This is a genomic window from Azospirillum terrae (genome assembly GCF_053470425.1).
The window spans coordinates 374,947-399,502 of sequence record NZ_JBPXMR010000001.1 but is presented as its reverse complement, the minus strand read 5'-3'; the positions used below and the strand labels follow the sequence as shown (position 1 = coordinate 399,502).

At 69.6% G+C, this 24,556-nt stretch carries 18 protein-coding genes; 14 read left to right on the top strand and 4 right to left on the bottom strand.

Annotation, left to right across the window (positions count from 1 at the left end):
* Window positions 1-312: 312 nt before the first annotated feature.
* Both ACSVDD_RS01780 and ACSVDD_RS01775 read left to right on the top strand, forming a co-directional pair.
* On the top strand, window positions 313-963 hold the full coding sequence (locus ACSVDD_RS01780; protein ID WP_448187574.1) for a hypothetical protein: 651 nt from the start codon (window positions 313-315) through the stop codon (window positions 961-963).
* 45 nt (window positions 964-1,008) lie between these two features.
* Window positions 1,009-2,211 (top strand): DUF6782 family putative metallopeptidase, encoded by a 1,203-nt coding sequence (locus tag ACSVDD_RS01775; protein ID WP_448187573.1) that lies wholly within the window; start codon window positions 1,009-1,011, stop codon window positions 2,209-2,211.
* 130 nt (window positions 2,212-2,341) lie between these two features.
* Here the strand turns inward: ACSVDD_RS01775 and ACSVDD_RS01770 are convergent, their stop codons facing one another.
* The 3 genes from ACSVDD_RS01770 to ACSVDD_RS01760 are packed head-to-tail and all read right to left on the bottom strand — an operon-like array spanning window position 2,342 to window position 5,382.
* A complete protein-coding gene (locus tag ACSVDD_RS01770) occupies window positions 2,342-2,965 on the bottom strand; it encodes a competence protein CoiA family protein (RefSeq protein WP_448187572.1) in 624 nt (207 codons plus the stop codon).
* A gap of 4 nt (window positions 2,966-2,969) precedes the next feature.
* Window positions 2,970-4,346: a hypothetical protein gene (locus ACSVDD_RS01765; protein ID WP_448187571.1), complete on the bottom strand. Its 1,377-nt coding sequence runs from the start codon at window positions 4,344-4,346 to the stop codon at window positions 2,970-2,972.
* Window positions 4,347-4,398: 52 nt separating this feature from the next.
* Entirely contained in the window at window positions 4,399-5,382 is a 984-nt protein-coding gene (locus tag ACSVDD_RS01760) for a hypothetical protein (RefSeq protein ID WP_448187570.1), read from the bottom strand.
* Window positions 5,383-5,755: 373 nt separating this feature from the next.
* Here ACSVDD_RS01760 and ACSVDD_RS01755 point away from each other — a divergent pair, with 373 nt between their 5' ends.
* The 12 genes from ACSVDD_RS01755 (at window position 5,756) to ACSVDD_RS01700 (ending at window position 23,833) form a co-directional block, all read left to right on the top strand.
* On the top strand, window positions 5,756-5,920 hold the full coding sequence (locus tag ACSVDD_RS01755) for a hypothetical protein (protein WP_448187569.1): 165 nt from the start codon (window positions 5,756-5,758) through the stop codon (window positions 5,918-5,920).
* A 236-nt stretch (window positions 5,921-6,156) separates the two neighbouring features.
* Window positions 6,157-8,028 (top strand): DUF262 domain-containing protein, encoded by a 1,872-nt coding sequence (locus ACSVDD_RS01750; RefSeq protein ID WP_448187568.1) that lies wholly within the window; start codon window positions 6,157-6,159, stop codon window positions 8,026-8,028.
* Window positions 8,029-8,263: 235 nt separating this feature from the next.
* A complete protein-coding gene (locus ACSVDD_RS01745; RefSeq protein WP_448187567.1) occupies window positions 8,264-11,650 on the top strand; it encodes an AAA domain-containing protein in 3,387 nt (1,128 codons plus the stop codon).
* The gene (locus tag ACSVDD_RS01740; protein ID WP_448187566.1) at window positions 11,625-13,253 is read left to right on the top strand and encodes a coiled-coil domain-containing protein; all 1,629 of its coding nucleotides are present in this window, start codon (window positions 11,625-11,627) and stop codon (window positions 13,251-13,253) included. The genes ACSVDD_RS01745 and ACSVDD_RS01740 overlap by 26 nt, the downstream gene beginning before the upstream one ends.
* 25 nt (window positions 13,254-13,278) lie before the next feature.
* On the top strand, window positions 13,279-15,495 hold the full coding sequence (locus ACSVDD_RS01735) for an McrB family protein (protein ID WP_448187565.1): 2,217 nt from the start codon (window positions 13,279-13,281) through the stop codon (window positions 15,493-15,495).
* Window positions 15,495-17,156 carry a DUF2357 domain-containing protein gene (locus ACSVDD_RS01730; protein ID WP_448187564.1) on the top strand — a complete coding sequence of 554 codons (1,662 nt, stop codon included), beginning with the start codon at window positions 15,495-15,497 and terminating at the stop codon, window positions 17,154-17,156. The genes ACSVDD_RS01735 and ACSVDD_RS01730 overlap by 1 nt, the downstream gene beginning before the upstream one ends.
* Window positions 17,157-17,165: 9 nt before the next feature.
* Window positions 17,166-19,745: a hypothetical protein gene (locus ACSVDD_RS01725; RefSeq protein ID WP_448187563.1), complete on the top strand. Its 2,580-nt coding sequence runs from the start codon at window positions 17,166-17,168 to the stop codon at window positions 19,743-19,745.
* A 321-nt stretch (window positions 19,746-20,066) separates the two neighbouring features.
* Window positions 20,067-20,249 carry a hypothetical protein gene (locus tag ACSVDD_RS01720; RefSeq protein WP_448187562.1) on the top strand — a complete coding sequence of 61 codons (183 nt, stop codon included), beginning with the start codon at window positions 20,067-20,069 and terminating at the stop codon, window positions 20,247-20,249.
* Window positions 20,250-20,652: 403 nt separating this feature from the next.
* Window positions 20,653-21,207 carry an HAD family hydrolase gene (locus ACSVDD_RS01715; protein WP_448187561.1) on the top strand — a complete coding sequence of 185 codons (555 nt, stop codon included), beginning with the start codon at window positions 20,653-20,655 and terminating at the stop codon, window positions 21,205-21,207.
* Between the two features lie 587 nt (window positions 21,208-21,794).
* Window positions 21,795-22,538 (top strand): class I SAM-dependent methyltransferase, encoded by a 744-nt coding sequence (locus ACSVDD_RS01710; protein WP_448187560.1) that lies wholly within the window; start codon window positions 21,795-21,797, stop codon window positions 22,536-22,538.
* Between the two features lie 58 nt (window positions 22,539-22,596).
* Entirely contained in the window at window positions 22,597-23,226 is a 630-nt protein-coding gene (locus ACSVDD_RS01705) for a CatB-related O-acetyltransferase (protein WP_448187559.1), read from the top strand.
* Between the two features lie 67 nt (window positions 23,227-23,293).
* Window positions 23,294-23,833 (top strand): hypothetical protein, encoded by a 540-nt coding sequence (locus tag ACSVDD_RS01700; RefSeq protein WP_448187558.1) that lies wholly within the window; start codon window positions 23,294-23,296, stop codon window positions 23,831-23,833.
* 3 nt (window positions 23,834-23,836) lie between these two features.
* Here ACSVDD_RS01700 and ACSVDD_RS01695 read toward each other — a convergent pair whose 3' ends face one another.
* Complete coding sequence (locus tag ACSVDD_RS01695) at window positions 23,837-24,538, bottom strand: alpha/beta fold hydrolase (RefSeq protein WP_448187557.1); 702 nt, start codon at window positions 24,536-24,538, stop codon at window positions 23,837-23,839.
* Between the last annotated feature and the right edge of the window lie 18 nt (window positions 24,539-24,556).

The window sequence follows — 24,556 nt, the reverse complement described above, 5'->3', positions numbered from 1 at the left end:
CACGGTGCCACTCTGTGTCCTAGACGTTCTCGCGACGGTGGACGGCGTGACCATCCCAACGCCGATCAAGAGTGCTTCGAGGGCTCCAATCTCGCGACGGCGTCTGTCCGACCGCGCAGGTCGGAAGGGCCACGGGAGTGGACGGCCGGGCGGCGGGTGGCCGCGGGCGTGGGGTTGTGCAAGACGCGGCTTGCGCCGGGAGCGAATGGACCGAGGTACAGGATTTCACGCGGTACCCGGCGGCGGAGCCGCTTTGTCCCGACCGTTGGGAGCCCTAATTCCGCGACGGGAATTGGGTTTCGGGAGGCACGGATGGAGCGGATCGACACGTTTCAGATCGGGGACAGCGGGCCCTGGTCAACCGTGGAGCTTCGGGACGCGGATCCGCGTTCGGCCCGGATCGTTGAGCGGCTGTGCCTGTTCGGACAGCCACAGCAGTGGTGGATCGAGCAGCGGCGGCTGCCGTACTTTCGCACAGGCCGCCTGCTGCGCGCGACCTTCACGGCTGGGGTACACGGATGCCGCTTCTTCGGAATGGAGAGCGCCAGAGATTTGGTCCGCCTCCACAACGAGTCCTCCTATGAGGAGGCTCTGCGGATCGGTGAGGCCGAGGCGTGTGAGAGGACCGCGGAGGACATCCTGCGCTTTTACTTCCATCCGCGGATCTTCGCCGAAGGCCGTGTGCATCTCGTCGAGAGGGCGGGAGACGTGGCCTGGCACACGCTTGCGGCGACGGCGGACCACCGGCAGGCCGTCGACGTCGTCGCCCGACGGCTCCTGCCGATCGGTCGGGACCGGGATGGGATCCGCTTCTCGGCCACCATCAAGATCGGTTGTGATCTTTTCGCGGCCAACGGGCTCGTCGATGCGAACGGCCGCGTGACCCTCGACATCGGAGCGATGCTGCTCGGTGAGCTTCCGTGCACTCCAGGACGGTGGTACGATCCGGCCCGAGGTTTGTAAGGCGCCATCGCTCCCAGGGGCGTCGTCCCCTGCTGAGCGGAGAAGATGAGCGACGAGCACGACAGCGCCGAGCATAAGCGCCTCATGGCGGCACTCGCTAAGACGCCGACCGGACGGAAATTGATTGGGCGGACGAAAGCCGCCGGTCTTCAGGTTAAGGTGGCGCCCTTGAAGCCGAACCTCGAGGGTGAGTTCGAGCCGGCCAAGCGATGCGTGCTGCTTTCCGATGCGCTCTCGGATCCCGCCCGTATCGCTGTGTTCGCGCATGAGTTGCGGCATGTCGAGCAAGGCCGCTCCGACATCTTGGACCTCCTGGAACGCACGCCGCCCCTGGACAGCCTCATTGCCGGTCGGGCGATCGAGGCGGACGCTGAAGCGGTCAGCCATCTGATCTGCTGGGAGCTCCGCCAAAGCGACCCAGAGCCCTGGGTCTATCTGAGCGGCCATTGGAAGAACTCCGACATCGCGGCGGCCGTTGCGGCGGCCGCGTCGGCGATATCGTCGGGCGGAAGTCGTGCGAAGGTGCTGCAGGCTGCGTTCCGCACCTATGCCAACGTTTCCGATCGCTTGACCGGGTGCGACCACCAGCGGGTCGAGCATGGGTGGCTACTGACGAAGAGGTGCCAAGTAACCCCCGAAACGCGCCCCGGCGCGACGCGGATGGAGCAAATCGACTTCGCTTGGCGAACGTTCGTCCGCAATAGAAGCGCGGCGTGGAGGTTGCCGGATCGGGGGCAGGCCGTCCTCCGAATGTTGGCGCGTCTGGGCGTTGGACCAGAGCCGTACCTTACTGAAGCGGAAATGGCTGATGCACTCCGGCTCGATTTTCGGGGTGGCGCGCAGTACTGCCTCCACGCGTTGGAGGTTTCCGTTTTCGGTGCCAGCGTGTCACGCTTGGCTCTGCAGGATCCGCGACCGTCCGCGCGCAGCCATCTTGCCCGCATCGCAGTGGCGATGAATCCAGTGATCGCGCGGATCGCGGGACACGGAAGCGGGCTTGCCGCGACGCTCGCAGCCATGGTCGCCGCACACACAGGCGGCGGGCTTTGTGCCGCGACGGCCGGAGCCCTCTCGGATGAGTTCTGGGCAGCGGTACGGGCGGCGCACGACGCGGTGGACGAGCGCTACTGGAGAGGAGCGCTGGCTGACCCCTCGCGTCTTGCGTTGATGGACGCGCTTGAGGCAGCAGCGGAGCTGGCCGACGGGTTGCGGATGATGGGCGAGGCGGCGCCAGATACGGCGTTTTGAACGCTTGGACGGCGGGCGTTCCCGGAAGGTTCTGCCTCCCGGGAACACCGGCAGGCCGGCAGCGCGGCCGCGTCCACGGCCGCCGTCTCCTGCGCCGGTCGTCGAGCGCCGCGGGAGGGACGGCGGCGTATCATGGACGCGCCGCGCCGAGATCGACTTCGCTCAGGAGCCGCAACACAGGCGCGCCGTGCGGCGTCACGCCGTTTCCCCGCCGCGGCGACGCCTCGCCGTCGAGCGGCCAAGCGCCGGCGACCCAATCGTCGAAGATCTCCCGCAGGACGGTCGCCGCCTCCCCGCCGCCGCGCCGCGTCGCGCCACGTCCGACGGGAGCGAGGCACGCGACCGCGTCGACGGCGCGCCCGCGCCCGGGCGCCGGCCGACCGGTCGCCAGCGCCGCGCCGGCGCCGCTTTCCGTCGCCCATTGGCAGACCGCCGGCAAGGTCGAAATCCAGAGCGCGTCGATCCCGGCAGCGCGGTACAGCACGGTCTTGCCGCGGACGTAGGCAAACGGGCAGCGCGAGATCTGCACCTCCACCGCCAACCGGCGGACCGTCCCGACGGGGGCGATCAGCACGTCCGGACGGCAGCCGCCACCGGACCGCGCGGACGCGCCGACGCCGGCCAGAACGATGTTCTCGCGCGCCGCCAAGCCGACGAACGCCGCCGCGGACGCCACCTCGCGGACGAGATGGAGGTGGAGCAGGCGGCTGCCTCGGAACCCCGGCGGCGGGCGGAGCGTGGACGCGACGGCCATGCGGTCATCCCCGTTCCCGGCGTTCGTCGGCGTATTTCACCGGCCGCATGGGCAAGCTGCGCTGGTGCTCCCGCTGCGGCTCGTGCTCGCCTTTGGCGATGGCGTCGGCCATCGCCCGCAGCACGGCCGCGGCCGCCTGCGGCTTGCGGACCATGCCGATGTACTTGGAGAGGTTCCGCAGCGTCACCGGGATGGTGCCGAACGTCTCGCCGCGCACGCCCCGAAGCATGCGGAAGAGCTCGTCGCCCAACCACGCCATCGCCTCGACGTCCTCCTTCTCGGGCAGATCGGGCGCCTCCGTCCCCTTCAGCTCGAGGAGCCAGGGCGGCGGGGGATGGATCGTCTCGCCGAAGTAGACGAAAGCGGGGTCGCCCTGCGGCTCCGGCGCCGAGGTCCGGCCCCCGCTCGGCTCGGGGGCGCTCCGGGGCGTCTCGAGGCGGACGACGTTGTCCGGGCGGACGTCTGCGCGCGCGGACGCCGGCGGGGCGAGCGGCCCGGCATAGACCGGCCAAGCGCCGTCGAACCACCAACGCAGCGCCATGTGGCCGAGCGCCTCCTCCTGCTCCGGCGTGCGCAGGCGGTACGCCCGGCCGTCGGGCCGGCGCTCCTCGACGACGTAGTCGGAGCGCTCGGCGCAGAGGCGATCGAGCTCCTCCAGCCTGGCGCGGTCGCGGTGGAGCCGCGACAGCGGGTTGCCCTTGAGGGCGTCCGCGACCTTGCCCGGGACGTGCGGGTAGAGGGCGCGCAGATCGAACGGCCAGCGCCGGTTCGGCTTGGCGTGCGCGCAGGCGCCCGACGACACGGCCTTGGCCAACGCCTTCGCCGCCGGCGTCCCGAAGCGCCCCGCCTTGCGCATGCTCGACAGGAAGGGGACGCCCCCTTGCTCGTGCGGGTACCAGGCGCGGATCGCCGCGGCCGCCTCGGCCCCCACGGCGTTGTCCAGCCAATCCTGGGACGCCGGCTTGGGTGGTCTTCCGACGCGGGGGCGTGCCGTATCGGTCGCCTCCTTGGCCGGTCCCTCGACGCCGGCCGGCGGTTTGCCGGCACGGCGCCGAGCGGCCATCCGGGCGGCGAGTGCCGCGTCGCCGTATTCGGCGAGGATGCGCTCGGGCGTCGGGTCGGTCACGGACCGGCACATCGGCTCGAGGTGGTCGTACAGGTCCCCGATGCGCAACAGCGCCTCGATCTCGGAACGGCCGAGGTCGGCGTAGCCGGACTCAGCCACGAAGCGCCAGAGCCTCTTCTCCGTCCGCAGGATGCGCCTCGCCTCCACCAGCCCCAGCGCCATCCGCCGGATCGCCTCGAGGCGGTCGCTCCCCGGCAGCCGGAACGGCCGCACGGCGGCCGACCCGGCCTGGATGAGTTCGTTGCCGTCTTCCATCGCTGCCTCCAGAGGAAAGCGGGGCGGCCGGCGGCCGCCCCGGTCGCGGCGCTCATTCGGCCGCCGCCTGGAGCGGCGGCATGGGCGACGGCAGCGGCTCCTTGCTGGCCTTCCAGGTGACGGACCGCACCGACTTGTTCTGCACGAACAGCTGCGCCCCCTTGCACATCAGCGCCAGCTTGTGCTTCCGGTTCATCACGTCGGATTTGCGCTGCGAGACCTTCGCCCGCATGAACTGGCGCGACAGGTCCGTCGTCGGGGCCTCGGGGTAGTCGGCGATGCCGAGCTGCACGGCCGTCAGGAAGGCGCCGACCACCTGGGGCGCGTACCCGCCCCGCATCAGCAGCAGGGCTCCGGTCGCGCTCTCCGCTTCGCTGAGCACCGGCTCGGAGACCCGCGTGAGGATCGCCCGCGTCATGCCCAGGGCCTCGTCCAACGCCGCGTTGTTGGCGTTCACGAACTTCTCGATCTCGATCACCGTCGGCTGCGGCACGCGTCCGGTGCCGACCTCGGCCTCGTACTGGACGACGGTCTTCGCGACCGCCGCCTTGATCTTCGGGTCGGTCAGGCCGCGCAGCTGGACGGCGTCGCCGGCCGTCCGACCCTTCCCCACGTCGATGGTGTCGAAGGAGTCCTTCTCGAAGTTTGGCATGACGACGTAGCGTTGCGTCGTCCCGCTCAGGACCTGGGCGGCGGTTCGGTGCTGCCCGTCGGCGAGGTCGCCGCTCGGGTAGAAGGCCAGCCCCTGGTGGTTCAGCTTCCACTCGCCGCGTCTCATGGCCTCGGCGTAGCCGTGCGCCTTGCTCAGGCTGAAATCCCGGTTGTGGCCGTTGTGGTGGGCGTAGATGAGCGCGGCCACCACCGGGGTGATCTCGTAGATGCCGATCGTCGTCGCCGGATCGGCGAGCTTGGCGACCACGGCGTGGTCGTCCTCGGTCGCCTTGTCGATCAGGTCGGCCAAGCGGCCGTCGAACGCCTCCTGCTGGGGCGTCTTGCGCTTCTCGGCCAAGGGGTCGCGCGCGTATGGCTGGGACATGGTGTCCTCCTGCTGCTGCATGGGCGTGGCGCCCCGACCGCCGTCCCGACGGGCGGAACGGCGCTCCGCGCGCCACGCCGACGCGCGGTTCCGCGGCCGGCGCGGCGCGCGGGGCGCCATCGTCCGAGCCGCCTATCCGGGGAGTTCCGGCGCGTGCGCCGGCCCCGGCCGTCAGCAGAAGCCTCGTCCCCGCGCGGCCGGCGAACGGGAATCGCCCACCGGAGCCGTCGCGCCGCCGTCCCGACGCCGTTGAGCCGTGACGGGAAGGCGGGGATCGGCTATAGTAGACGCATTGGCTACCGTTCCGGTAGCTATCCGGTAGCCAAACGCCATGGCGTCCTGACGGTATAGGCCGATAGCGGTGTGACCGATCATGCCGAAGACGGAGAAGATGATGGTCCGGTTCGGACCGAACGTGAAGGCGACGCTGGCGGCCCTCGCCGAAGAGGACAACCGCAGCATGGCCGCCGAGATCGAGTGGCTGATCCTGAGCGAGGCCCGACGGCGCGAGCGGGAGCGCCGCGAGAACGAGCGGTAGCGCCCCTCCGACCCGTACGGTCGTCACCCGGCGCCGCGGAAGCGCGCCGGCCCGGCCGTCGGTGCCGGTTGCCGCGGCGATGCCGACCGCGCCTCCGGAGTCCGGAAAAGACGCCGTCCGGGTGCTCGATCAGCCTTGCGCAACCCAGAGTGTCGAACTAGCTTGGGCCAGACCCTGCGCGGTCGTCGCCCTCGAGCGTCCGAGCGCGCCGCCGCGCCGATCCGAGGACCATGCGCATGAGCTCCATCACCCCCCACTACCGCACCGTCAAGGAACTGCTGCAAAGCCAGTCGTTCTCGATCGATGAGTACCAGCGCGAGTACAAGTGGGAGGAAAAGAACATCGCGGAGCTGCTGTCCGATCTGCGCGACAAGTTCATGGCCTGCCACCAGCCCGGTGACGAGACCAAGAAGGTCAGCGCCTACGAAAGCTACTTCCTCGGCTCGATCATCGTCAGCAAACGCAATGGCACGAGCTACCTCATCGACGGCCAGCAACGCGTCACCTCGCTGACACTGCTGCTGATCTATCTCTACCGCGAGTCGAAGAGCCGCCAGCTCAATCTCGAAGGTATCCTGGCGCCGCTCATCTACTCCGACAATTTCGGATCACCCAGCTTCAACCTGCACATCCCCGAGCGCCTGCCCGTCATCGAGGCCCTGTTCCGTGGCGAACCCTTCACCCCGGATGGCAAGGACGAGTCCATCCAAACCATGTACGCGCGCTACCAGGACATCGTGCAGGCCGACCTCGCGGGCGAACTCGAAGCCGCCCTCCCGCACTTCGTCTACTGGCTGATGAACAAGGTCGGCCTGATCGAGATCGCCACGGACAACGACAACTACGCCTACGCCATCTTCGAGACGATGAACGACCGCGGCAAGCCGCTGAGTCCGGTCGACATGCTCAAAGCCTACCTGCTCGCGCCGATCGCCGACGCCGACAAGCGGCGCAGCGCCAACCAGATCTGGAAGCAGCAGGTGCTCGGCCTGATCAGCTGGGGCGGCGAGCACGAACCCGAGCGCGACGCCAACTGCATCAAAGCGTGGCTGCGCGCCCAGTACGCGGAGACCACCCGCGAACGCAAGGCCGGCGCCACCGACCGGGACTGGGAGCTCATCGGCACCGTCTTCCATCGCTGGGCCCGTGACAACCACGCGCGCCTCGGCTGGGGCGGCGAGGCCGCGAGCCTGGCCCTGATCAACACCGACTTCCCCTTCTACGCGCGCGCCTACCAGACGATCCTGCAGGCCAGCCGGACCTACACTCCCGGGCTCGAGGCCGTCTACTACAACGCCCACAACGAGTTCACCTGGCAGAACACCGTCCTCCTGGCGCCGCTGGCGACCAGCGACGACGAGGAGACGGTGCGCCGGAAGATCGTCGTGACCGCCGCCTATCTGGACGCTTGGCTCATGCGCCGCGCGGTGAACTACATCCGCGTCGGCTACTCCAGCACGTCCTACGCCATGTACCTGCTGTGCAAGGACATCCGGCGCCTTCCGCTCGACCAGCTGGCGGATACGCTGGCGCAACGGCTCGAGGCCGACGACGTCACCTTCGAGGGCAACGCCGCCAAGGGCCGCGACGGCATCAACGGCCTGCGGCTCAACCAGTTCAGCCGCCGCTACATCTACCACCTGCTCGCCCGCGTCACGAGTTTCGTCGAGGCCGGCTCGGGACGGCCGGACCTCTTCGACAAATACGTCGACCGCGGCGGCCAGAACGCCTGCGACATCGAGCACATCTGGGCGGACGACTACGGCCGCTACCAGAGCGTCTTCGGCAGCGAGGATGAGTTCCAGCAGTGGCGAAACCACGTCGCCGGCCTCATCCTGCTGCCGGCCGACGTGAACCGGAGCTTCCAGGACAAGACCTTCGAGGAGAAGGCGCCGCATTACGCGAAGCACAACCTGCTGGCCGCCAGTCTCTACGAGTCCGCCTATCAGCATCAGCCGCAGTTCGCCGCTTTCCGCGCGCGCCATCAACTCCGGTTCGTGCCGTATGAGCATTACGGCAAGGAGGAGCAGATGGAGCGCCGCGCCCTGCTCCTGCGGCTGGTGAACCTCATCTGGTCGCCCGAGCGCCTGCGGACGCTGGCCGCCTGAAGCGCGTCGGCGGCGCCGGAAGGGCTCCGCTCTGGCCCCCCCCTCGATGCCCGAGCGGCGAGGCTCCGCCGCTCCGCCGCTCCGCAGCCCCCGCCGTCGGCGCCGGAGGGCGCTATGTTACATCCCTGAAATGCAGCTCTCTGGCTAATTCCTTCTCAAGTGGTGGACACGCCGCTGCCGTTCTCTAATAGTAGCGAATGGTCGAGAATCGGCGCCACGAGGGAGGATGGGGGCTATGGCGACGCTGACCGACGCCGAGACGACGCCGTCGGCGTCGACGGGCCGGCGCGGCCACGCCGGGCCCGATGCCATCAGAGCCGCTCTGCGGCGTGCGCTGGAAGGTCGCCCGGAGGGCTTCGCTCATCACCGTATCCTGCGCTTCTTGCGCGCCGCACGCCTCGATGTCACGCCGGCGGCGGTCGCCGAGGAGCTCCTTCGCCTGCAGCGGGACGGCCTCGTGCGCATCGCGTCCGACCGCCGCTGGACATGGCGCGGCGGCGCCGTCGCCGGGGGACCGGACGCGGAGCGCGTCGGTGACGCTCCACACGACGTGGCTTCGTCCGATGGCCGGCGCCTGCTCGCCGTCCGCGGCACCGTCGCGCTATCCGGCGGACGGCGCCAGGTCGCGCCGGAACTCCACACCTCGGGCGCCGTCGAGCATGGCCTGGGCACCCTGCGCCGACTCCTGCCGTTCTACCGCGAGTGCCTGGTCCGCAACGAATCGCGGGATACCAACGGGAACACCGAGAGCTACGGCAAGCAGTTCCTGTTCTGCCGCCCCCAGGGGCGGTGGTGGCCCGAGCTTGGAAGCGAAGGACGTCTGCGGATCGAACGGGTCCATCTGCCCGAGGAGTTCCTCGCGGGGCTGGCCCGACGGAAGGCGGAACCGCTGGTGCTCGCCTATCCCGTTCATTATGTTCGGCCGCGCAGCGACGACGCGCCGCTCTTCGTGCTCCCGGTGAACGCGATGGCCTGCGGCTGGTCGCTCACGGCGGACGCGCTCGAGATTGTCATCCCCGACGAGACCCCACGCTTCGCCTCCGACTGGCTGAAGGACCAGCGCTTCCGGGGGCGCGATACCAGCGATCTCGCCCGCTGGGCGGCGTCGGAGGAGACGGAGGACGGCACGGACGCGCCCTTCCAAGACTGGAGGTCGGTGGCCGAGCGCGCGCAGATCTTCGCCGCCGCGGACGTGCGGGCGCCGATCGAGCCGGCGCATCTCGCCGATGCCCTCGATCTCTCCGACCGTGCCGGCATGTACAACCTGCTGGGCATCTTCCTGCCCTCGGAGCTGCGCTTCGCCCGCGGCGCGGCGCGCGAGATCGGCGAGATCGCCGCATGGTCCGAGCACGACCTGTCCTCCACCGCGCTGGCCGCCGTGTTCCCGGAGGCGTCGGAAGAGCGCCAAGCCGACGACGACGCTACGCGGACGCCGCCGGCGGCGGAACCGATCGAGCTCGGCCAGGACCAGCTCGCGGCCCTACGGGATGCTCTGCGCGGCCCGCTGACCGTCGTCACCGGACCGCCCGGAACCGGCAAGTCCCAGGTGGTCGCGGCGATCATGGCCTGCGCCGCGCTCGAGGGGCGCAGCGTCCTTATGGCGAGCCGGAACCACAAGGCCCTGGACGCGGTGGAGGAGCGCATCCGCGCCCTCGTCGACGACAAACCCCTCCTAGCCCGCGCCAACAGCGACGACGACACGGCCGGCTTCAGCTTCGAGCGCGCCATCGAATCCATCATGGCGCGGCCCGCCGCCTCCGGACGGCGGGAACGCCTCGCCGACGCGGTCGACCAGATCCGCCGCCTCGACGACCTTCGCGTCGCGGCGTGCCGTCGGCTCGACGACGAGGCCGCGGTCGCCGACGCTCTGGGGCGGATCGTCGAGGAGATCGAGACCCTCGAGGCCGAGCTCGGCGCCGAGGCGGCGGGCTGGATGCTCAACGCCCCGGAGCTGCCGGACCTTTCCCGCACGCCGTGGTGGGCGCGCCTCCTGCCGAGGCGCCTCGTTCGCCACCTTCTCATGCGCGCCGTCGCCCGCTTGAGCCCACCGGAGACGGCGTCCCTCGACGAGGAGCATCTCGAGACCTGGCGCGACGCCTTCGGGAAGGGCACCCGGCTTCGGGCCGCGCTGGCCGAACGCGATCGCATCGAAGCGGAGCTGCGCGCGTTCGATGCGACGGAACGGCCGGACCTTGCCGAGTACGGCGCCAACATCCGGAGCCGTTCGTCGGCGGCGCTGCGGACGCTGGTGGACGCCATGGCGGAGTGCGATCCGTCCGACCGCGCCGAACTGACGGACCTGCGCGGCGAGGTCGGTCTCAACCAACGCGGCGGCGCCGCCGGCGCCGAGCAGTACCGCGAGCTCTGGATGCGCGCCAGGGAGCTCATCTTCCGGCACTTCCCGCTCTGGGCCGTGTCCAACCTCGGCGTCTCCAGCAAGATCCCGCTCATCCCCGGGCTCTTCGACATCCTCATCATCGACGAGGCGTCGCAGTGCGACATCGCCTCGGCCATCCCGCTGCTCGCACGGGCCCGGTCGGTGGTCGTCGTCGGCGACCCCGCCCAGCTCAAGCACATCACCAAGGTCGATCACGCTTGGGAGGTCGATGCGCTGCGCGCCGCCGGCCTGTACGCTCCAGGCATCGGCCGCTACAGCTTCGTCGCCAACAGCCTGTTCCATCTGGCCGCCGCGGCGGGCGGACGGCAGCATCTACTGCGCGACCACTACCGCTGCCACTCGGACATCGCCGACTACATCAGCGACACGTTCTACGGCCAGAGGCTGCGCGCGCTGACCGCGCCGGCGGCAATCCGCCCGCCGCCCGGAACGCCGCCCGGCTTCCATTGGACGTCCGTCGTCGGGCCGATCAACGCTGCGGCGAGCGGCTGCTGGTCGCGGGCCGAGGCCGACGCCGTCTGCGCGCATCTGCGCACCCTGCTGCTGGAACAGGGCTACCGCGGCTCCGTCGGAGTCGTCACGCCGTTCGTCGCGCAGGCAGACCGCCTGCGGGATCGTCTCGAGGCCGAGATCCCGGCCGACATCCGCGAAGCCGTCCATCTCACCGTCGCCACCGCGCACAAATTCCAGGGCGATGCGCGCGACCTCATGGTCTTCAGCCTCTGCCTCGGCCCGGACATGCCGCGCGGCTCCCAGGGCTTCGTCGCCACCACGCCGAACCTAGTGAATGTCGCTGTTAGCCGGGCCCGCGCCGTCTGCCACGTCTTCGGCAACCTCGACTTCGCGGCGACATGCGGCATCGGGCATGTCCAGGCTCTGGTTGCCCGGCGCAACCGGCGCGCGGCCGATCGCATCGGCACCTTCGATTCGCCATGGGAGAAGCGCTTCCACGACGCGCTGCTCGAACGCGGCATCGCGTCGGTGCCGCAGTTCCCGGTCGCCGGTCGCCGCCTCGATCTGGGGATCATCGATGGCGGCCGCATGATCGACGTCGAAGTGGACGGCGATCGTTGGCATCGGGACATCGACGGCAACCGCAAGCAGTCCGACTATTTCCGCGACCTGCAGCTGCGGTCGCTGGGTTGGAAGGTGCTCCGTTTCTGGGTCTACGATCTTCGCGAGGACATGGAGGGATGCGTTGAACGGGTCGAACGAGAACTCTGACGGCGGGCGGGAGTCGGTCCGCGGCGAAGCCGACCGGGCCTTCGCCGGGCACTCCCGCCTGTTCAAGGCGGTGTGCGCCCTCGGCCTGCTCGGCACGCTCGGCCTCGCCGGCGCCGGCGCCGCCATCGTGACCGACGGCGCCGCCCGACGGGCCTGGATCGAACAGCGTGCCCAGCTCACCGCCCTCAACGAGGATCTGGTCCGCAATCGCTCATCGTTGGAACGGGACGTCGCGCGTCTGCGCCAGGAGAAGGCCGATGCGGACGCCGCGGCCGCGAGGGCCGGCACCGAAGCCAAACAGCTTGAGGGACAGCTTGCCGAAGCCACACAGCGCCTGAAGACCGCGCGGGAGCAGGAGACGACCGCCCGCGCCGCGGCGACCGCCTCGGAGGCCGAGTCCAAGCAGCTCGTCCAGCAGATCGAGGCGGCGCGCCGGCAGGCGCAGAGCCTCGAACGCGACCTCGACGGCCTGCGGCGGAGCGTCGCCGCCGCAGAGAAGGACGCACGCGACGCCGAGGCCAAGCGGAAAACCGGCCAGGAGGCGGAGCAGCAGGCGACGGCCAAGCAGAAGGAGGCGGCCGCCGTCCTGCAGGACCTGCAGCGCAAGCGAGCCGATCTCGAGGAGGCTGTCGAGCGGGCCTCGAAGGAGCACGCCGATGTCGTCGCCAAGCTCACCGCCGCGCGCACCGAGGCCGGCACCCTCAAGGTGGCGGCCGACACCACGCGCGCCGAACGCGATCGCGACGCCGCGGCCGCCCAGAAGGCGCGCGAGACCGCGGCGGAACTGGACCGGAGGCGCGACGATGCCGAGCGCCAGACGCGCGCCGCGGAGGAGAAGGCGACGGCCAAGCAGAAGGAGGCCGCCGCCGTCCTGCAGGAGCTGCAGCGCAAGCGGACCGATCTCGAGGAGGCTGTCGAGCGGGCCTCGAAGGAGCACGCCGATGTCGTCGCCAAGCTCACCACCGCGCGCACCGAGGCCGGCGCCCTCAAGGTGGCGGCCGACACCGCGCGCGCCGAACGCGATCGCGACGCCGCAGCCGCCCAGAAGGCGCGCGAGACCGCGGCGGATCTGGACCGGCGGCGCGACGATGCCGAACGCCAAGCGCGCGATGCTGAGGAGAAGGCGCGCGCGGCTGCCGGGCGCCTAGCCGAGGCGGCGAAGAAGCTCGAGGCCGCTCAGAAGGAGCTCGAGACCGCGCAGGCCGTGGCCAAGAACGCGGAAGGGCAGGCCGCCGAAAACCGCGGCATTCGGGACCGCGCCGCCCAGGAAATCGCGGACCTGCGGGCGGAAGCGGGTCGTTTGCAGGCCGTCCGCCAGGAACTGGGGGAGCGGGAGAAGGCCCTGTCCGCCGCCCGGACGGCGCTCGACGAGACCGAGCGCCGCCGTGCCGCGGCGGCGGAATCCGCGGCGCGCGCAGAAGCCCGCCGTCAGGAGGCCGAGAGCGCCGCGCTGACGACTGAGGCCCGCATCAAGCATCTGGACGGGACGGCGGCCAAGCTGGCGGCCTCGCTCCAGGCGGCGGGCTTCCAGCCTGCCACCGCGGTTCCCGGCGCGGCCGTGACGCCGGCCGTCGAACTCCAACCGACCTCTCCCGCCCGCTGATCGCGCCGACAAGGAGCTCGTTCCGATGGACCTCATTGATCCCGGCCACACCCCTTATCTGTTCCTGTTCGGCGCCCTTCTGGCGTGCTCGGCGGTCTTGTTCGGCATCGCCGCCCTCTACACCAACGGCATGGTCCTCAAACGCGTGCCGGCCGCCGCCTTCCTCGAAGATGTCGCGGCGCGCCTCGCAGCCAAGCGCGAGGAGCTGAGGGCCGTCGAGCTGGCCGAAGAGGAGCGCCGCCGCGAAGCCCGAGAGTCTCTGATCGAACTGGAGCGCGTTCGCGCCGCCCGTCAAGCCGAGGAGGAGCGTCTATCCGTCATCCGCGTGGACATCGAAGCCTCGAAGGACGAAGCGCGCCGGGCTGAGGAGGTCTCCGCTGAACTCGCGGCGAAGCTGGAGAAGCTCGCCGTCGCGGAGCAGGAGCTCCGGGCCAAGGAGGAGCGCCTCGAGGAGCTCGCGCGCCGCGAGGCCCGCGTCGCCGATGCGGAGATCCGCATCGGCGAGGTCGAGGCGCGGATCGCCGAACTCGCCGACGCCAGGACCAAGGCGCAGGAGGAGCTCGACCGGGCGACCGGCGATCTCGTGGCGAAGCGGGAGGAGCTGAAGGCCGCGGAATTGAGCATCGCCGAAGCGGCCGCGAAGGCGGAGGAGGTCCAGAGGAGCCTGGAGACGGCGCGCAGCGCGGCCGTGGCGTTGGAGGAGCGCATCGCGGACCTCCAGCGCCAAGCGCAAGCCCGGGCTGAGGAGGTCAAGGCCGTCGAGGAGCGGGTCCGCGATGCCGAGGCGCGCGCCGAGGCCGCAGGGCGAGCGGCGGCGGCCGCCGAGGAGGCGGCCGCGACGCAGCGGGCGCTCCTGGCCGACGCCGAGAAGGCGACCGCCGAGGCCGCCTCGACGCTCGAAGGCAAGCGGGAGGAGGTGCTCCAAGCGGAGCGGTCCTTCACCGTCCTCCAGGTGCGCGCCTCCGCACTGGAGGCGGAGATCCTGCGCTTGCGCGGCGAACACGCCGGCAGCTCCGCCGCCGGCGCGGACGGTAAGGCGCCGCCTCTCGACCTCGAGCGGGTCCCCGAATGCCTCGGCGCGCAGGACGAGGACGGACGGATCAAGCCGGCGATGGCGAAACGCTTGGCGCGCACCGACGAGCGCGATGCCCTGGAAAGCGCCCGCAAGCACCTCTCCGCCCTAAAGCTCTCGTTCCCCGAGCGGACCCTCAAGGCGTTCCACACCTGCCTCAAGGTGTCGCCGATCAGCCCCATCACCGTCCTCGCCGGCATCTCCGGCACCGGCAAGAGCCAGCTGCCGCGGCGGTACGCCGAGGCGATGGGGCTGCACTTCCTCAAGGTCGCGGTGCAGCCGCGCTGGGACGGGCCGCAGGACATCCTCGGCTTCTACAACTACCTCGAGAAGACCTACAAGGCGACGGACCTCGCCCGCGCGATGACGCATCTCGATCCGGTCAACTGGCCGGACCGGGCGCGGCCCTTCCAAGGGCACATGATGCTGGTGCTCCTCGACGAGATGAACCTCGCCCGCGTCGAGTACTACTTCTCCGAATTCCTCAGCGGCCTCGAAGGGCGCCCGCTGCCGGGGAAAGAGACCGAGGACCGCGTCCGCAAGCTCAGCCTCCAATTGGACCTCGGACGCATCGGCAAGGGCGTCCGCAGCCTGTACGCCGGCCACAACATCCTCTTCGTCGGCAGCATGAACGAAGACGAGTCGACGCTCTCGCTCTCGGACAAGGTGCTCGACCGCTCCAACCTCCTGCGATTCCCGCGGCCGGAGACGCTCGCCAACGAGCCGCCCTCGGACCACGACGCCGCCTTCGACGCGCACCTCCCGGAAGAGCAGTGGCGCGGCTGGTGCCGGCAGTTCGTCGAATTGCCCGATCCCGTGAAGACGAACGCCAAGGATTGGGTGCGCCGCCTGAACGAGTCCATGGACAGCATGGGCCGGCCCTTCGGCCATCGCTTGAACCAGGCCATCCTGTCGTACGTCGCCAACTACCCCGGCTCGGACGACCAGGGCGTCGCCCGCATCGCCTTCGCGGATCAGATCGAGCAGCGCATCCTGCCGAAGCTGCGCGGCGTCGAGCTCGCGGACTCCGCCGCCCCGCTCGAGAAGCTCCACAGCCTGATCGCCAACGAACTCAAGGACGATGAGCTCGCGAAGGCGCTCCGCGACGCCATGGCCGACGACGGCACCGGACGCACCTTCAACTGGCGTGGAGTCCGGAGGACCGCCTGATGCCGGCTCTTCCCTTCCTGCTGATGGTGCCCTGGGGGCTCTACGCGGAGACGCCGATCCACGGGGCGGCGCCGCGCGTCCCGCTGCGCGATGGCGCGCCGGCGCAAGCGACGGCCGCCCACGGCCTCATGCTCGCCGTCCCCGCCGGCGCGCGCGTGCTCGTCGCCGGCCGCCGCATGCGGATGCAGCAGGAGGGGGCATCGTTCGACTGGGCACGCGAACGCTTCGCGATGTACACCCTTCCGTCCGGGATGCGGCCCGAGGAGCGCGCCCTCACGCTTTCCATCGGGACGACGGAAGCGGAGACGACGGCGTCGATCGAGCTCGACGGCTACCTGGCGAAGCCGCCGAAGCGTCAGCCCGACGCCCCGGCCACCGACGGCGATCGCATCCAGGACTTCATCCTGAAGGTGCTGTCGCGCATCCGCGAGGCCGAGGTGTCGGACGGCGAGCGCTCCGCTGGCGGCTCGGCCGCGTGGTCGCGCATCGCCTCGGCCTGGACCCGAACCGAGGCGAGCGTGCTCGACGCCCCCAAGGAACTCATCGTCGAGCACGCGGAGACCTACCGCCGCGTCCTGATGGAGGTCGCCCAGCATCCGCGCCGGGTGCTTTCCCGCGTCCGCCGCCTCATGCCTCTCGATCGCGTCCAGGAGATCGACAAGGGCTGCATCGACTGGCTGATCCGGCAGCCCGGGACGTCGATCGAGGAGAAGGCCGGGCCGCGCCAGGCGGTGCTCGGGATCGCCCGCGAGGAGAACCTCAACACGCTCGAGAACCGGATCCTCAAGGACCTGCTCCGGCGCTCGGCGATGGAGGCCAACGGCTATCTGCGCGCCAACAAGCGCTACGCGGCGAGCGAGCGCTACCGCCTGGTCGCCGCCTACGGCGGCCTGTGCCGCCGCGCCTGGCGCGAACTCGAAGCCCAGGGGATCGCGGACCCCGCCAATCCCGTCACGCCCAACTACGTGCTCCAGCACGACGCCCGCTACCGCTCGATCTGGAAGGCGTACCAGGAGATCCTGGGCGACGAGCAGCGCCAGGACGACACCTGGCGTTGGCAGCGCCGTTTGTGGAGCGACTTCGTCCGGCTCTCTGTCCACATCGCTCTGGGCCGGATTCAGGGATGCAGTCCCATCGCGCTCAGCCCGCTGCGGGTCCGCCGCGAGCAGGGACGCGGACGTTGGAGCGATCTGGCGCAGCAGAGCGGGCTCTTCCTGCTCCGCCGTCCCGGCCGCGACCTGGCGATCTCCGTCCTCGACGCCACGCTGCCCGACGGCCACCCGTCGCTTCGGCCGTGGCAGCACGCGCTGGGCGCCACCACCGTGTTCGTCGTCGAGGACTGCGCGACCGGGCGCCAAGCCGCCATCTGCGTGTGGCCGATCCATGGCGCCGGGTCGGAACCGATCGCGCTTCCGGAGTTCATGGCCTCGGCGGACGAGGCCCTGCGGGCCGTCGTCGACGAGGAACGGCGCTACCGCGACGTCCGGGATGAGGTCCGCGGCCTCGTGATCCGCTCCACCCTCGACGCCGCCGATCCGGATTGGGGGCAGCGGGGCCTTGTCTATGGTCTCTCGATGGGGCCGTCCGCCGAGATGATCGAAGAGACGATGGAGATGGGCGCCATGGTCCTCGAAGACGCCATCACGTCGTTGCGGTGGTAGGAGGCGACGATGGATGGAAGCGTCATCGAAGATCGAGCGGATCCTTCGGCACCGGCGGTCGGCGTAGACCTAAACGGCGTGCGCGACTGCTGCGTCCTCGTCGGCCCGGCCCGGGAGGCATTCGTGGGCCCGCCGGTGCCGATCGTCGTTCCACTGGGCGGTAACCAGGCGTTGACCGGCGATGAAGCGATCGCTTCGTTCCACGGCCGAGGATGGCCGTCGCCGCCCGAGGCCGCCGGCGCCCAACCGCGTCTGCCGGTCCTCGAGATGATCCAACGCATCGGACGCCGACACGCCCCGCAGGCCCACGCGCCGGACCTTGTCCTCGGCCATCACATCCGCTCGGTCGTCCCAGCGCGCACGCGCAGCTGCGTCCTGGCGGTGCCGGACCTCCCGGACTACGACGAGGACGTCCGCAACGCCGTGATCGAGAGCGCCGGCCGCGTCGGGCTCGACGTGAAGCTGCTGTGGCGGTCGGTCGCCGCATTGCTCGGGTGGGGCGAGGACGCGGCACCGGATGAGCTGCCACGACTGCACGATGCCGAGGCGCTCGTCGTGCAGATCCTACCCGACGGCATCACGGCAACGGGCTTGCGGCTCGAGGTCCTGTCGCTCGACGGTCGCGCGGCGGTCGTGCCGGTGCGCCGACGGGACGACCTCCGCGCCGTCGCCCGCTTCGATGGTGGCGACCTCACCGCCCTGCTCCGGATCGCGGCGGTGGCCGATGCGGACGGCGATCAGGATTTGGCCAGCCAGATCCTCTGGTCGACGGGACGCTACCGGAACCCGCTGGCCGGCTTGGAAGCCGTGGACGGCCTCGTGCGCGGAGCCGACGGCCGTTGGCGGGTGATCGACGGCGACCGGAAGCTCCCGGCCGCCGCGGCCGCCGGGATGGTGCGCGCGATCCGAACGTTCTGCGAGAGCCACGCGCCGGCGCTGAGACGGGCGAGCCTCGTCATCGTGGAAGGACCGCTGGCCGCCGCCGCCCTGGATGAGGGCGCCGGCGCGATCAGCCCGCTGGCTATGCTCGTGGATCTGATCCGCGCCCTCCGGCCCGGCGGGGCGCCAGTGGTGTCTGCCACCCCTGAGCACGGGCTTGTAGCCCTCGGCTGCGCCGTCTACGCGCGTCGACGTGCCCTCGGGCAGACCGCCTACTTCGACTTCCTGCCCGCCATCGAGATCAACGCCATCCGCGACGGTCGGCATCAGTTCGTCCACCTCGTCGAACCGAACGCGCGTGTCGAAGGCGGCATGACCTACGAGCGGTCGCTTCTCGACCGCTTCGAGGTCACGGCGGGGACGGAGGAGTTGGAGTTCTACTTGCTGAAGCAGGATGAAACGGGAGCGCGGCACAGCCACGTCCGTCTTCCGAAGCCCCCGGCGTCCGACGTCCGGGTGGCCATCCACGTCACGCAGGTGCCGGCCCAGGGGCATGCCCGCGTCGAGGTGCGCCCCGACGTCGCGGGCGCTCTCGGCGCCGCGCCGGTGCTCCTCGACTGGGGTGGCATGGAAGCGGTCGCCGACGACCGGGACACCATCCTGCGCCGCCTGAACGAGAAGGGCAGCTACCCGGCTGTGACCCCTCAAGAGACGCACGTCTGCCTGTGGACCTGGGTGCGCGTGAACGGCTCGTCCCTGAAGCGGGATCTCGCTGATTATCTGAGCATCGGCGTACCGGACGCCGCCAACGCCAGAACCTACGACCGGTTTCTCAAATCCAGGCTGGAGAAGACCTTCGCCGTGCGCGCATCCCCGGCCTTCGCCACCGGCGGCGCCGACCCCGACAAGCGGCCCTATACGCTCTTCGCCTCGGATGGCCGGCCGCCGGCGGAGATCGCGGACGACCCGGTCTGGGGATCCGCGTTGCAGGCGGCTTTCGCGAAGCTCGATGCCGACTACGCGCTCGTTCAGGCGACGCCTGCCCCGACACCCATGCAGCGCCAGATCCAGCGGACGCTGCGCAAGATTGCGACGTTCACCTTTGCCGCCTGTCCGCCGGCGGTGCGGGGCGCGTTCCGTCAGATGTGCCTCGACAACGCGCCCGAGAGGCGCGCCGCCATGTACATGGGCCGCGTCATGCGCGGTGAGTTGGAATTGCCGGCTCTGTTCGGCTTCGTCGCCGAACGGGCTTGGGCTAGCATGAACTCAGGCGGGGCGCTGAACTCGGACATCGCAAAGGCGACGGCGGACGTGCTTGCCTTCCATGAACCTGCCGGAGCCGCGCTCGAGCCGAGCCAAGCCGACACGATGGCCAAGTTCGCTGCGGCCATGCTCGACGAATGCGCGCACCACCACCGCCCGCAGAAATACGCGGGCGCCCTGCGTCTCGTCGCCTTCCTGCTGCGCCACCGTATGCGGCGTCATGACTTCCTTTATCCCGATGCGTCGGAGCGGGGCACCGCGAGCCTCGGCCGGAAGATCGAAGGACAGCTGAAGGCGTTCCGGGAGAAGACCGCGAAGAGGTCCTACGGCTCATTGCACGACGCCGCGATCGACGAAATCCTCGGTCTCCTCAGGCATCGCGGCAAGGGCCTCCGGATCGACATCGATGACGAGGCCGGCGACGATGGGAACGATAGCGACGAGTAATGTAGCGGCGCTGGCCTAGGTCTGCGGTGGCATCGCGCTACCGGAGAATTCCTATGCACCGGAAGGGCGGCCCACGCCCCAGCGGGGACTGGTTGGGGTGGGACGTGGCCGGACAGCACAGCGGGTTTCGGTAGCGGAACGCGAGGAGCTCGCGGCTGCTGAGCGTGATGTCGATGAAGGGCCTTTGACCAGCCACGCCGAACCGAGGCTCTCTCTCTAAAGCTGCTACCACCCCCTAGTGGGACAGTGAGGTGTGTCTAGATCGTGGGGTGGTCGCTGAGCGACCAAGGCGCAATCAGAAACACGCACTGGAGAGCAAAAATGAAGTCCACAGTTGCTGCGTTTTTCGCCGTTCTCACCATCATCTCCGGCGCTTCGGGCGCCTATGCCTTCGGTACGCTGGTGTCAACGAACTCGGGGTCGTCCAAGAAGCAGTGCATTTACAGCGACGGCACTGTTCTCACCGTCGATTCCTGGTCAAACTGCCCCGTCACCGTGCAGTAAGGCGCTAGAATTTGGAGCGGGCGCCATGGGAGTAAGGCGCCATTGCTTCATATCTTTTGTTTGTAGTCGTCGCACGCACTCGAGTAGATCTTCCGGTGGCCAAGCCTACAGACGTACACCTGCGCGTATTCCGGCGTTCTCGACGATCTGATGGTATTCCTCGGCATGAGCGTGAGGGCGCTTCGAGCGCAGGTTTCGCAGTTTGGGGGCGCATCAAGATGCGCGTCTGGGGCGGAAACGCTGCCTGCGAGATCACAGTTGGAATTTGGATTGCTTTCGCTGGCCATATCTGGTGCCCCTTATGCGGCTCATGTACTCGCCAGATGGGTCCGCATAGCGCTCATGGACGTCGCCGACACGGCGTCAGTCCGGACCGCTACCAGACCCAGCGGCGATCGTCGCCTTGGCGCGCGAGCGGAGCCTGCCGCTGCGCGACGCCGCCGACTTCGCCTTGGTGACCGGCAAGGGCGTCACGGGCACGGTCGACGGCCGCCCCGTGGCGCTCGGCAACGCCGCCATGATGGAGGGTCTCGGCATCGGCCTCGGCGACATCGAGGCCCGGGCTGAGGCTCTGCGCCGCAACAGCGCGACGGCGCTGTACGTCGCCGTCGACGGGCACCCGGCGGGCGCGATCGCGGCGGCAGATCCCGTGAAGGCGAGCACGCCTGCGGCGCTGGAGACGCTGCGCGCCGAGGGCGTGCGCATCGTCACGCTCACCGGCGACAACCGCACGACCGCCGAGGCGGTGGCCCGCCGGCTCGGCATCCAGGAGGTCGAGGCCGAGGTCCTGCCGGACAAGAAGCACCAGGTCGTGCAGCGTCTGAAGTTGGAGGGCTGCATGGGGCCATGGCGGGGACGGCATCAACGACGCCCCGGCGCTCGCCGAGGCCGACGTCGGCGTCGTCATGGTGACCGATACAAGACGTCACCATCCAGAGCGCCGGCGTGCCGCTGGTGAAGGGCTACCTCGCGGGCATCGCGCGGGGCCGGATCCTGAGCCGTGCGACTATGGCCAACATCCGGCAGAACCTGTTCCTGGCGTTCGTCCACAACGCGCTCGGGATACCCATAGCCGCGGCGTCTTCTACCCGCTGTTCGACTGGCCCCTGTGTCCGATCATCGTCGCCGCGGCGATAGCTCTGAGTTCGGTCAGCGTCATCGGAAACGAGCTTCCTCTGCCGCGATTGGACCTGGGAACGCTGGGGCGGGACGACGGCATGGCGTCCAACTTCCGGCTTGGGAGCGGGCTCGCGGCTGCGGCGCAGCCGTCGAACGACGCAACGCATCTAGGAATATATACGTTATTCGGGGAATTGTGTCTGCCTCACTTTATGCGACAAAAAACCCGTCTAGCCTCGGGTTATGCGAGAATCTGCCTCAGGTTATCTGAGAACGAGCCGAGGCGGACCAACGGCTCGAGGCATGCCGTTGCCTCGTTTTATGTGAGAACCTTCAGAAGCGGGCTTTCTAACGCTCGCGACGGTTGTTGCCGGGGCTGCGCTCGTCATAAGATGGGCGCCCCTGCCCTCTCCGCCGCGAGCTCCCATGCAGCCCTCCACCGTCGTCCCGCAGTTCTTCGAATCCGACCTGTTCTTCCCGACCTACCAGCCGTTTTCCGGCGAGCGGTGGGAACTGCGCGTAGCGCCCATGGCGATTATCAAGGGCTATTGGAACGACGCCCGGGTCATCACCAACATGGCCGTTCTCATGCGGCGCGAGGGTGAACGGCTGGTCACCTGGATGTCGATGACGCCCATGGAGACCGAAAGCCAGGAGATCGGCTGCCGCCTCGCCACCGGGCACACCGTCATCATGGGCATGGGCATGGGCTGGGCGGCGGCCAATTCGGCGACGCAGCCGGCGGTGACCCGCGTGACCGTGGTCGAGCGCGACCCGGAAGTCATCGGCATGATCCGCAACACTGGCATCTTCCAGCAACTCCCGCCCGATACCGCGGCGAAGATCGAGGTGGTCGAGGGCGACGCGCTGGAATGGGTACCGGACGCCCCGGTGGACACGCTGTTGGCCGACATCTGGCTTCCCCTCAACGGCGACGACCGGGTCGAACAGGTGCGGCGCATGCACGCCAACACCGGTGCGGCGCGGGTCTATTTCTGGGGGCAGGAGATGGTCATCGCCCGGCGCGCCCGCGACACCGGCCGGGTGCTGGACGATGCCACCGTGGCCGCCATCGTGGACGAACTCGGACTGCCGCTCATCGGCCCGGAATGGCCGGATTACGCCGCCCTCACCGCCCGCGCCGCGGCGCATTGGTTGCGCGACACGTAAATGCCTCGATGCGGCTACTGGTCGCATCGCAGCTTTCAAATGCCCCGAGGAGTCCTTCATGACAACCGCCGGTCCCGATCCGCTGACGCCGCACCCCATGCCCGACCACCCGCGGGTCGGGTTCCTCAAGGCGTTCGTCACGCGACCGAACATCGTGGTGGGCGACCACACCTACTACGACGATTCCGAGGGGCCTGAGCACTTTCAGGACCGCAACGTCCTCTACCACTACGAGTTCACCGGCGACCGGCTGGTGATCGGCAAATTCTGCGCGCTGGCGGCGGGCGTGCGCTTCGTGATGAATGGCGCGAACCACGCCATGAGCGGCTTCAGCACTTACCCCTTCGTTATCTTCCCGGACTGGCAAGCGCCGATGCCGCAGTTCCACAGCCGTGGCGACACGGTGGTCGGCAACGACGTTTGGATCGGCTGGGACGCCGTCATCATGCCCGGCGTCAGCATCGGCCACGGCGCCATCGTGGCGGCGCGCGCGGTGGTCACCAGGGACGTCGCCCCCTACAGCGTTGTCGCTGGCAACCCGGCGGTGGAGGTGCGGCGGCGCTTTGACGATGCCACCGTGACCGCGCTGCTGGAGGTCGCGTGGTGGGACTGGCCGACCGACCGTATCCAGCGCAACCTTGCCGCCATTACCGGCACCGACCTGGACGCGCTACGCCGTGCGACCTGAGCCCGACTTGCCCGGACACCGCCCGCTCACCATTTTCGGTAAGGCGCAACCACTCCACGGAACCACGATGATTGCCCGTCCCGCCGTGCTGGCCGTTTGTCTGGCGCTCGCCGCCTGTGGCGAACGCGTGGTCGCCGACGAGCCTGCGCCCGCCTACACCCTGGCGGAAGTGGCGTACGCCGCCGCCGACCGCGACCTGCGCGTGGTGGTGCACGGCAACCCGTTCGGCGGCGATCCGCAGGTGTTCGGCCAGACGCTGACCGGCATGATGCAGAACCGCATTCTGGGCGTGCGCACCAACTTCACCACCACGCCGGGGCAGACGGCCATGCCCGACTATCGCGTCGTACTGGCGTTCAACCTCGCACAGAACGAGCTGAACTCGGCCCTGTGCGCACGGCCCACCCTGCCCACACGGCCGCCTGGTGGCCCCGTCATCGTGCAGGGCGCGTTCTGCCGGGGCGGCGGCCCGCTGACCTCGGCCACCGGCTGGCTGGACCGGCCGCAGTCGGCACAGGACCCGGCGTTCCAGGCCCTGATCTCCGACATGACCTACAGCCTGTTTCCGACCCGCCGCGCGGACAGCTGCGGAAGCCCGGAGTGCTAGAGGTCAGTCGTACACCAGCCAGGATCGCAGCAGAGCGGTCACCGCCTGCGGTCGCTCCATGGGCGCCAGGTGGCCGGCATCTTCGATGGGGATGTAGCGCGCGCCCGGAATGCCCTCGGCGATCTCAACGTGCAGTTCCGGCGGCGTGATGGCGTCCTGACGCCCGCACAGCACCAGCGTCGGGCAGCGGATGGCATCGAGGCCGGGACGGCTGTCCGGGCGCCCCATGATGGCGGCCTGTTGGCGAGCGTAAGCCTCGGCGCCGATGCGTTCGGCCTGCGCGTACACCGAGTCCACCAGCGCGCGGTCGTTGGCGTGGTCGGGGTGCAGCAGGCGCATCACGCTGCCGGCGACCACGTGCCGGTACTTGCCCTGGAGCGTCAACTCGATCGCCTGGCGGCGATTGGCGGTTTGCTCCGGCGTGTCGGCGCGGGCGCTGGTGTCGAGCAGGGCCAGCTTGACGACCCGCTCGGGCGCTTGGCGCAGCACCTCGAACGCCACGTAGCCGCCCATGGACAGCCCGGCCAGCGCGAAGCGCTCCGGCGCAGTCTCCAGGATCGCACGAGCGAGGCTCTCCATCGAGTCGTGCTCCGTGAGGTCGCCGACGCGCACCTCCGCCACCTCGGCGAGGTGATCGCTCTGGTGTTCCCACATCGCCGCGTCCAGCGGCATGCCGGGCAACAGGATCAGCGTCGGCTTGCTCATGCAACGGCTCTCCTTGCT

Excerpts from the sequence above, each read along its gene's own strand:
- ACSVDD_RS01730 (WP_448187564.1), top strand. The coding sequence starts at position 15,495 with ATGCCGGCTCTTCCCTTCCTGCTGATGGTGCCCTGGGGGCTCTACGCG.
- ACSVDD_RS01735 (WP_448187565.1), top strand. The coding sequence starts at position 13,279 with ATGGACCTCATTGATCCCGGCCACACCCCTTATCTGTTCCTGTTCGGC.
- ACSVDD_RS01710 (WP_448187560.1), top strand. The coding sequence starts at position 21,795 with ATGCAGCCCTCCACCGTCGTCCCGCAGTTCTTCGAATCCGACCTGTTC.
- ACSVDD_RS01720 (WP_448187562.1), top strand. The coding sequence starts at position 20,067 with ATGAAGTCCACAGTTGCTGCGTTTTTCGCCGTTCTCACCATCATCTCC.
- ACSVDD_RS01775 (WP_448187573.1), top strand. The coding sequence starts at position 1,009 with ATGAGCGACGAGCACGACAGCGCCGAGCATAAGCGCCTCATGGCGGCA.
- ACSVDD_RS01780 (WP_448187574.1), top strand. The coding sequence starts at position 313 with ATGGAGCGGATCGACACGTTTCAGATCGGGGACAGCGGGCCCTGGTCA.
- ACSVDD_RS01700 (WP_448187558.1), top strand. The coding sequence starts at position 23,294 with ATGATTGCCCGTCCCGCCGTGCTGGCCGTTTGTCTGGCGCTCGCCGCC.
- ACSVDD_RS01725 (WP_448187563.1), top strand. The coding sequence starts at position 17,166 with ATGGATGGAAGCGTCATCGAAGATCGAGCGGATCCTTCGGCACCGGCG.
- ACSVDD_RS01705 (WP_448187559.1), top strand. The coding sequence starts at position 22,597 with ATGACAACCGCCGGTCCCGATCCGCTGACGCCGCACCCCATGCCCGAC.
- ACSVDD_RS01760 (WP_448187570.1), bottom strand. The coding sequence starts at position 5,382 with ATGTCCCAGCCATACGCGCGCGACCCCTTGGCCGAGAAGCGCAAGACG.
- ACSVDD_RS01745 (WP_448187567.1), top strand. The coding sequence starts at position 8,264 with ATGGCGACGCTGACCGACGCCGAGACGACGCCGTCGGCGTCGACGGGC.
- ACSVDD_RS01695 (WP_448187557.1), bottom strand. The coding sequence starts at position 24,538 with ATGAGCAAGCCGACGCTGATCCTGTTGCCCGGCATGCCGCTGGACGCG.
- ACSVDD_RS01755 (WP_448187569.1), top strand. The coding sequence starts at position 5,756 with ATGCCGAAGACGGAGAAGATGATGGTCCGGTTCGGACCGAACGTGAAG.
- ACSVDD_RS01770 (WP_448187572.1), bottom strand. The coding sequence starts at position 2,965 with ATGGCCGTCGCGTCCACGCTCCGCCCGCCGCCGGGGTTCCGAGGCAGC.
- ACSVDD_RS01750 (WP_448187568.1), top strand. The coding sequence starts at position 6,157 with ATGAGCTCCATCACCCCCCACTACCGCACCGTCAAGGAACTGCTGCAA.
- ACSVDD_RS01765 (WP_448187571.1), bottom strand. The coding sequence starts at position 4,346 with ATGGAAGACGGCAACGAACTCATCCAGGCCGGGTCGGCCGCCGTGCGG.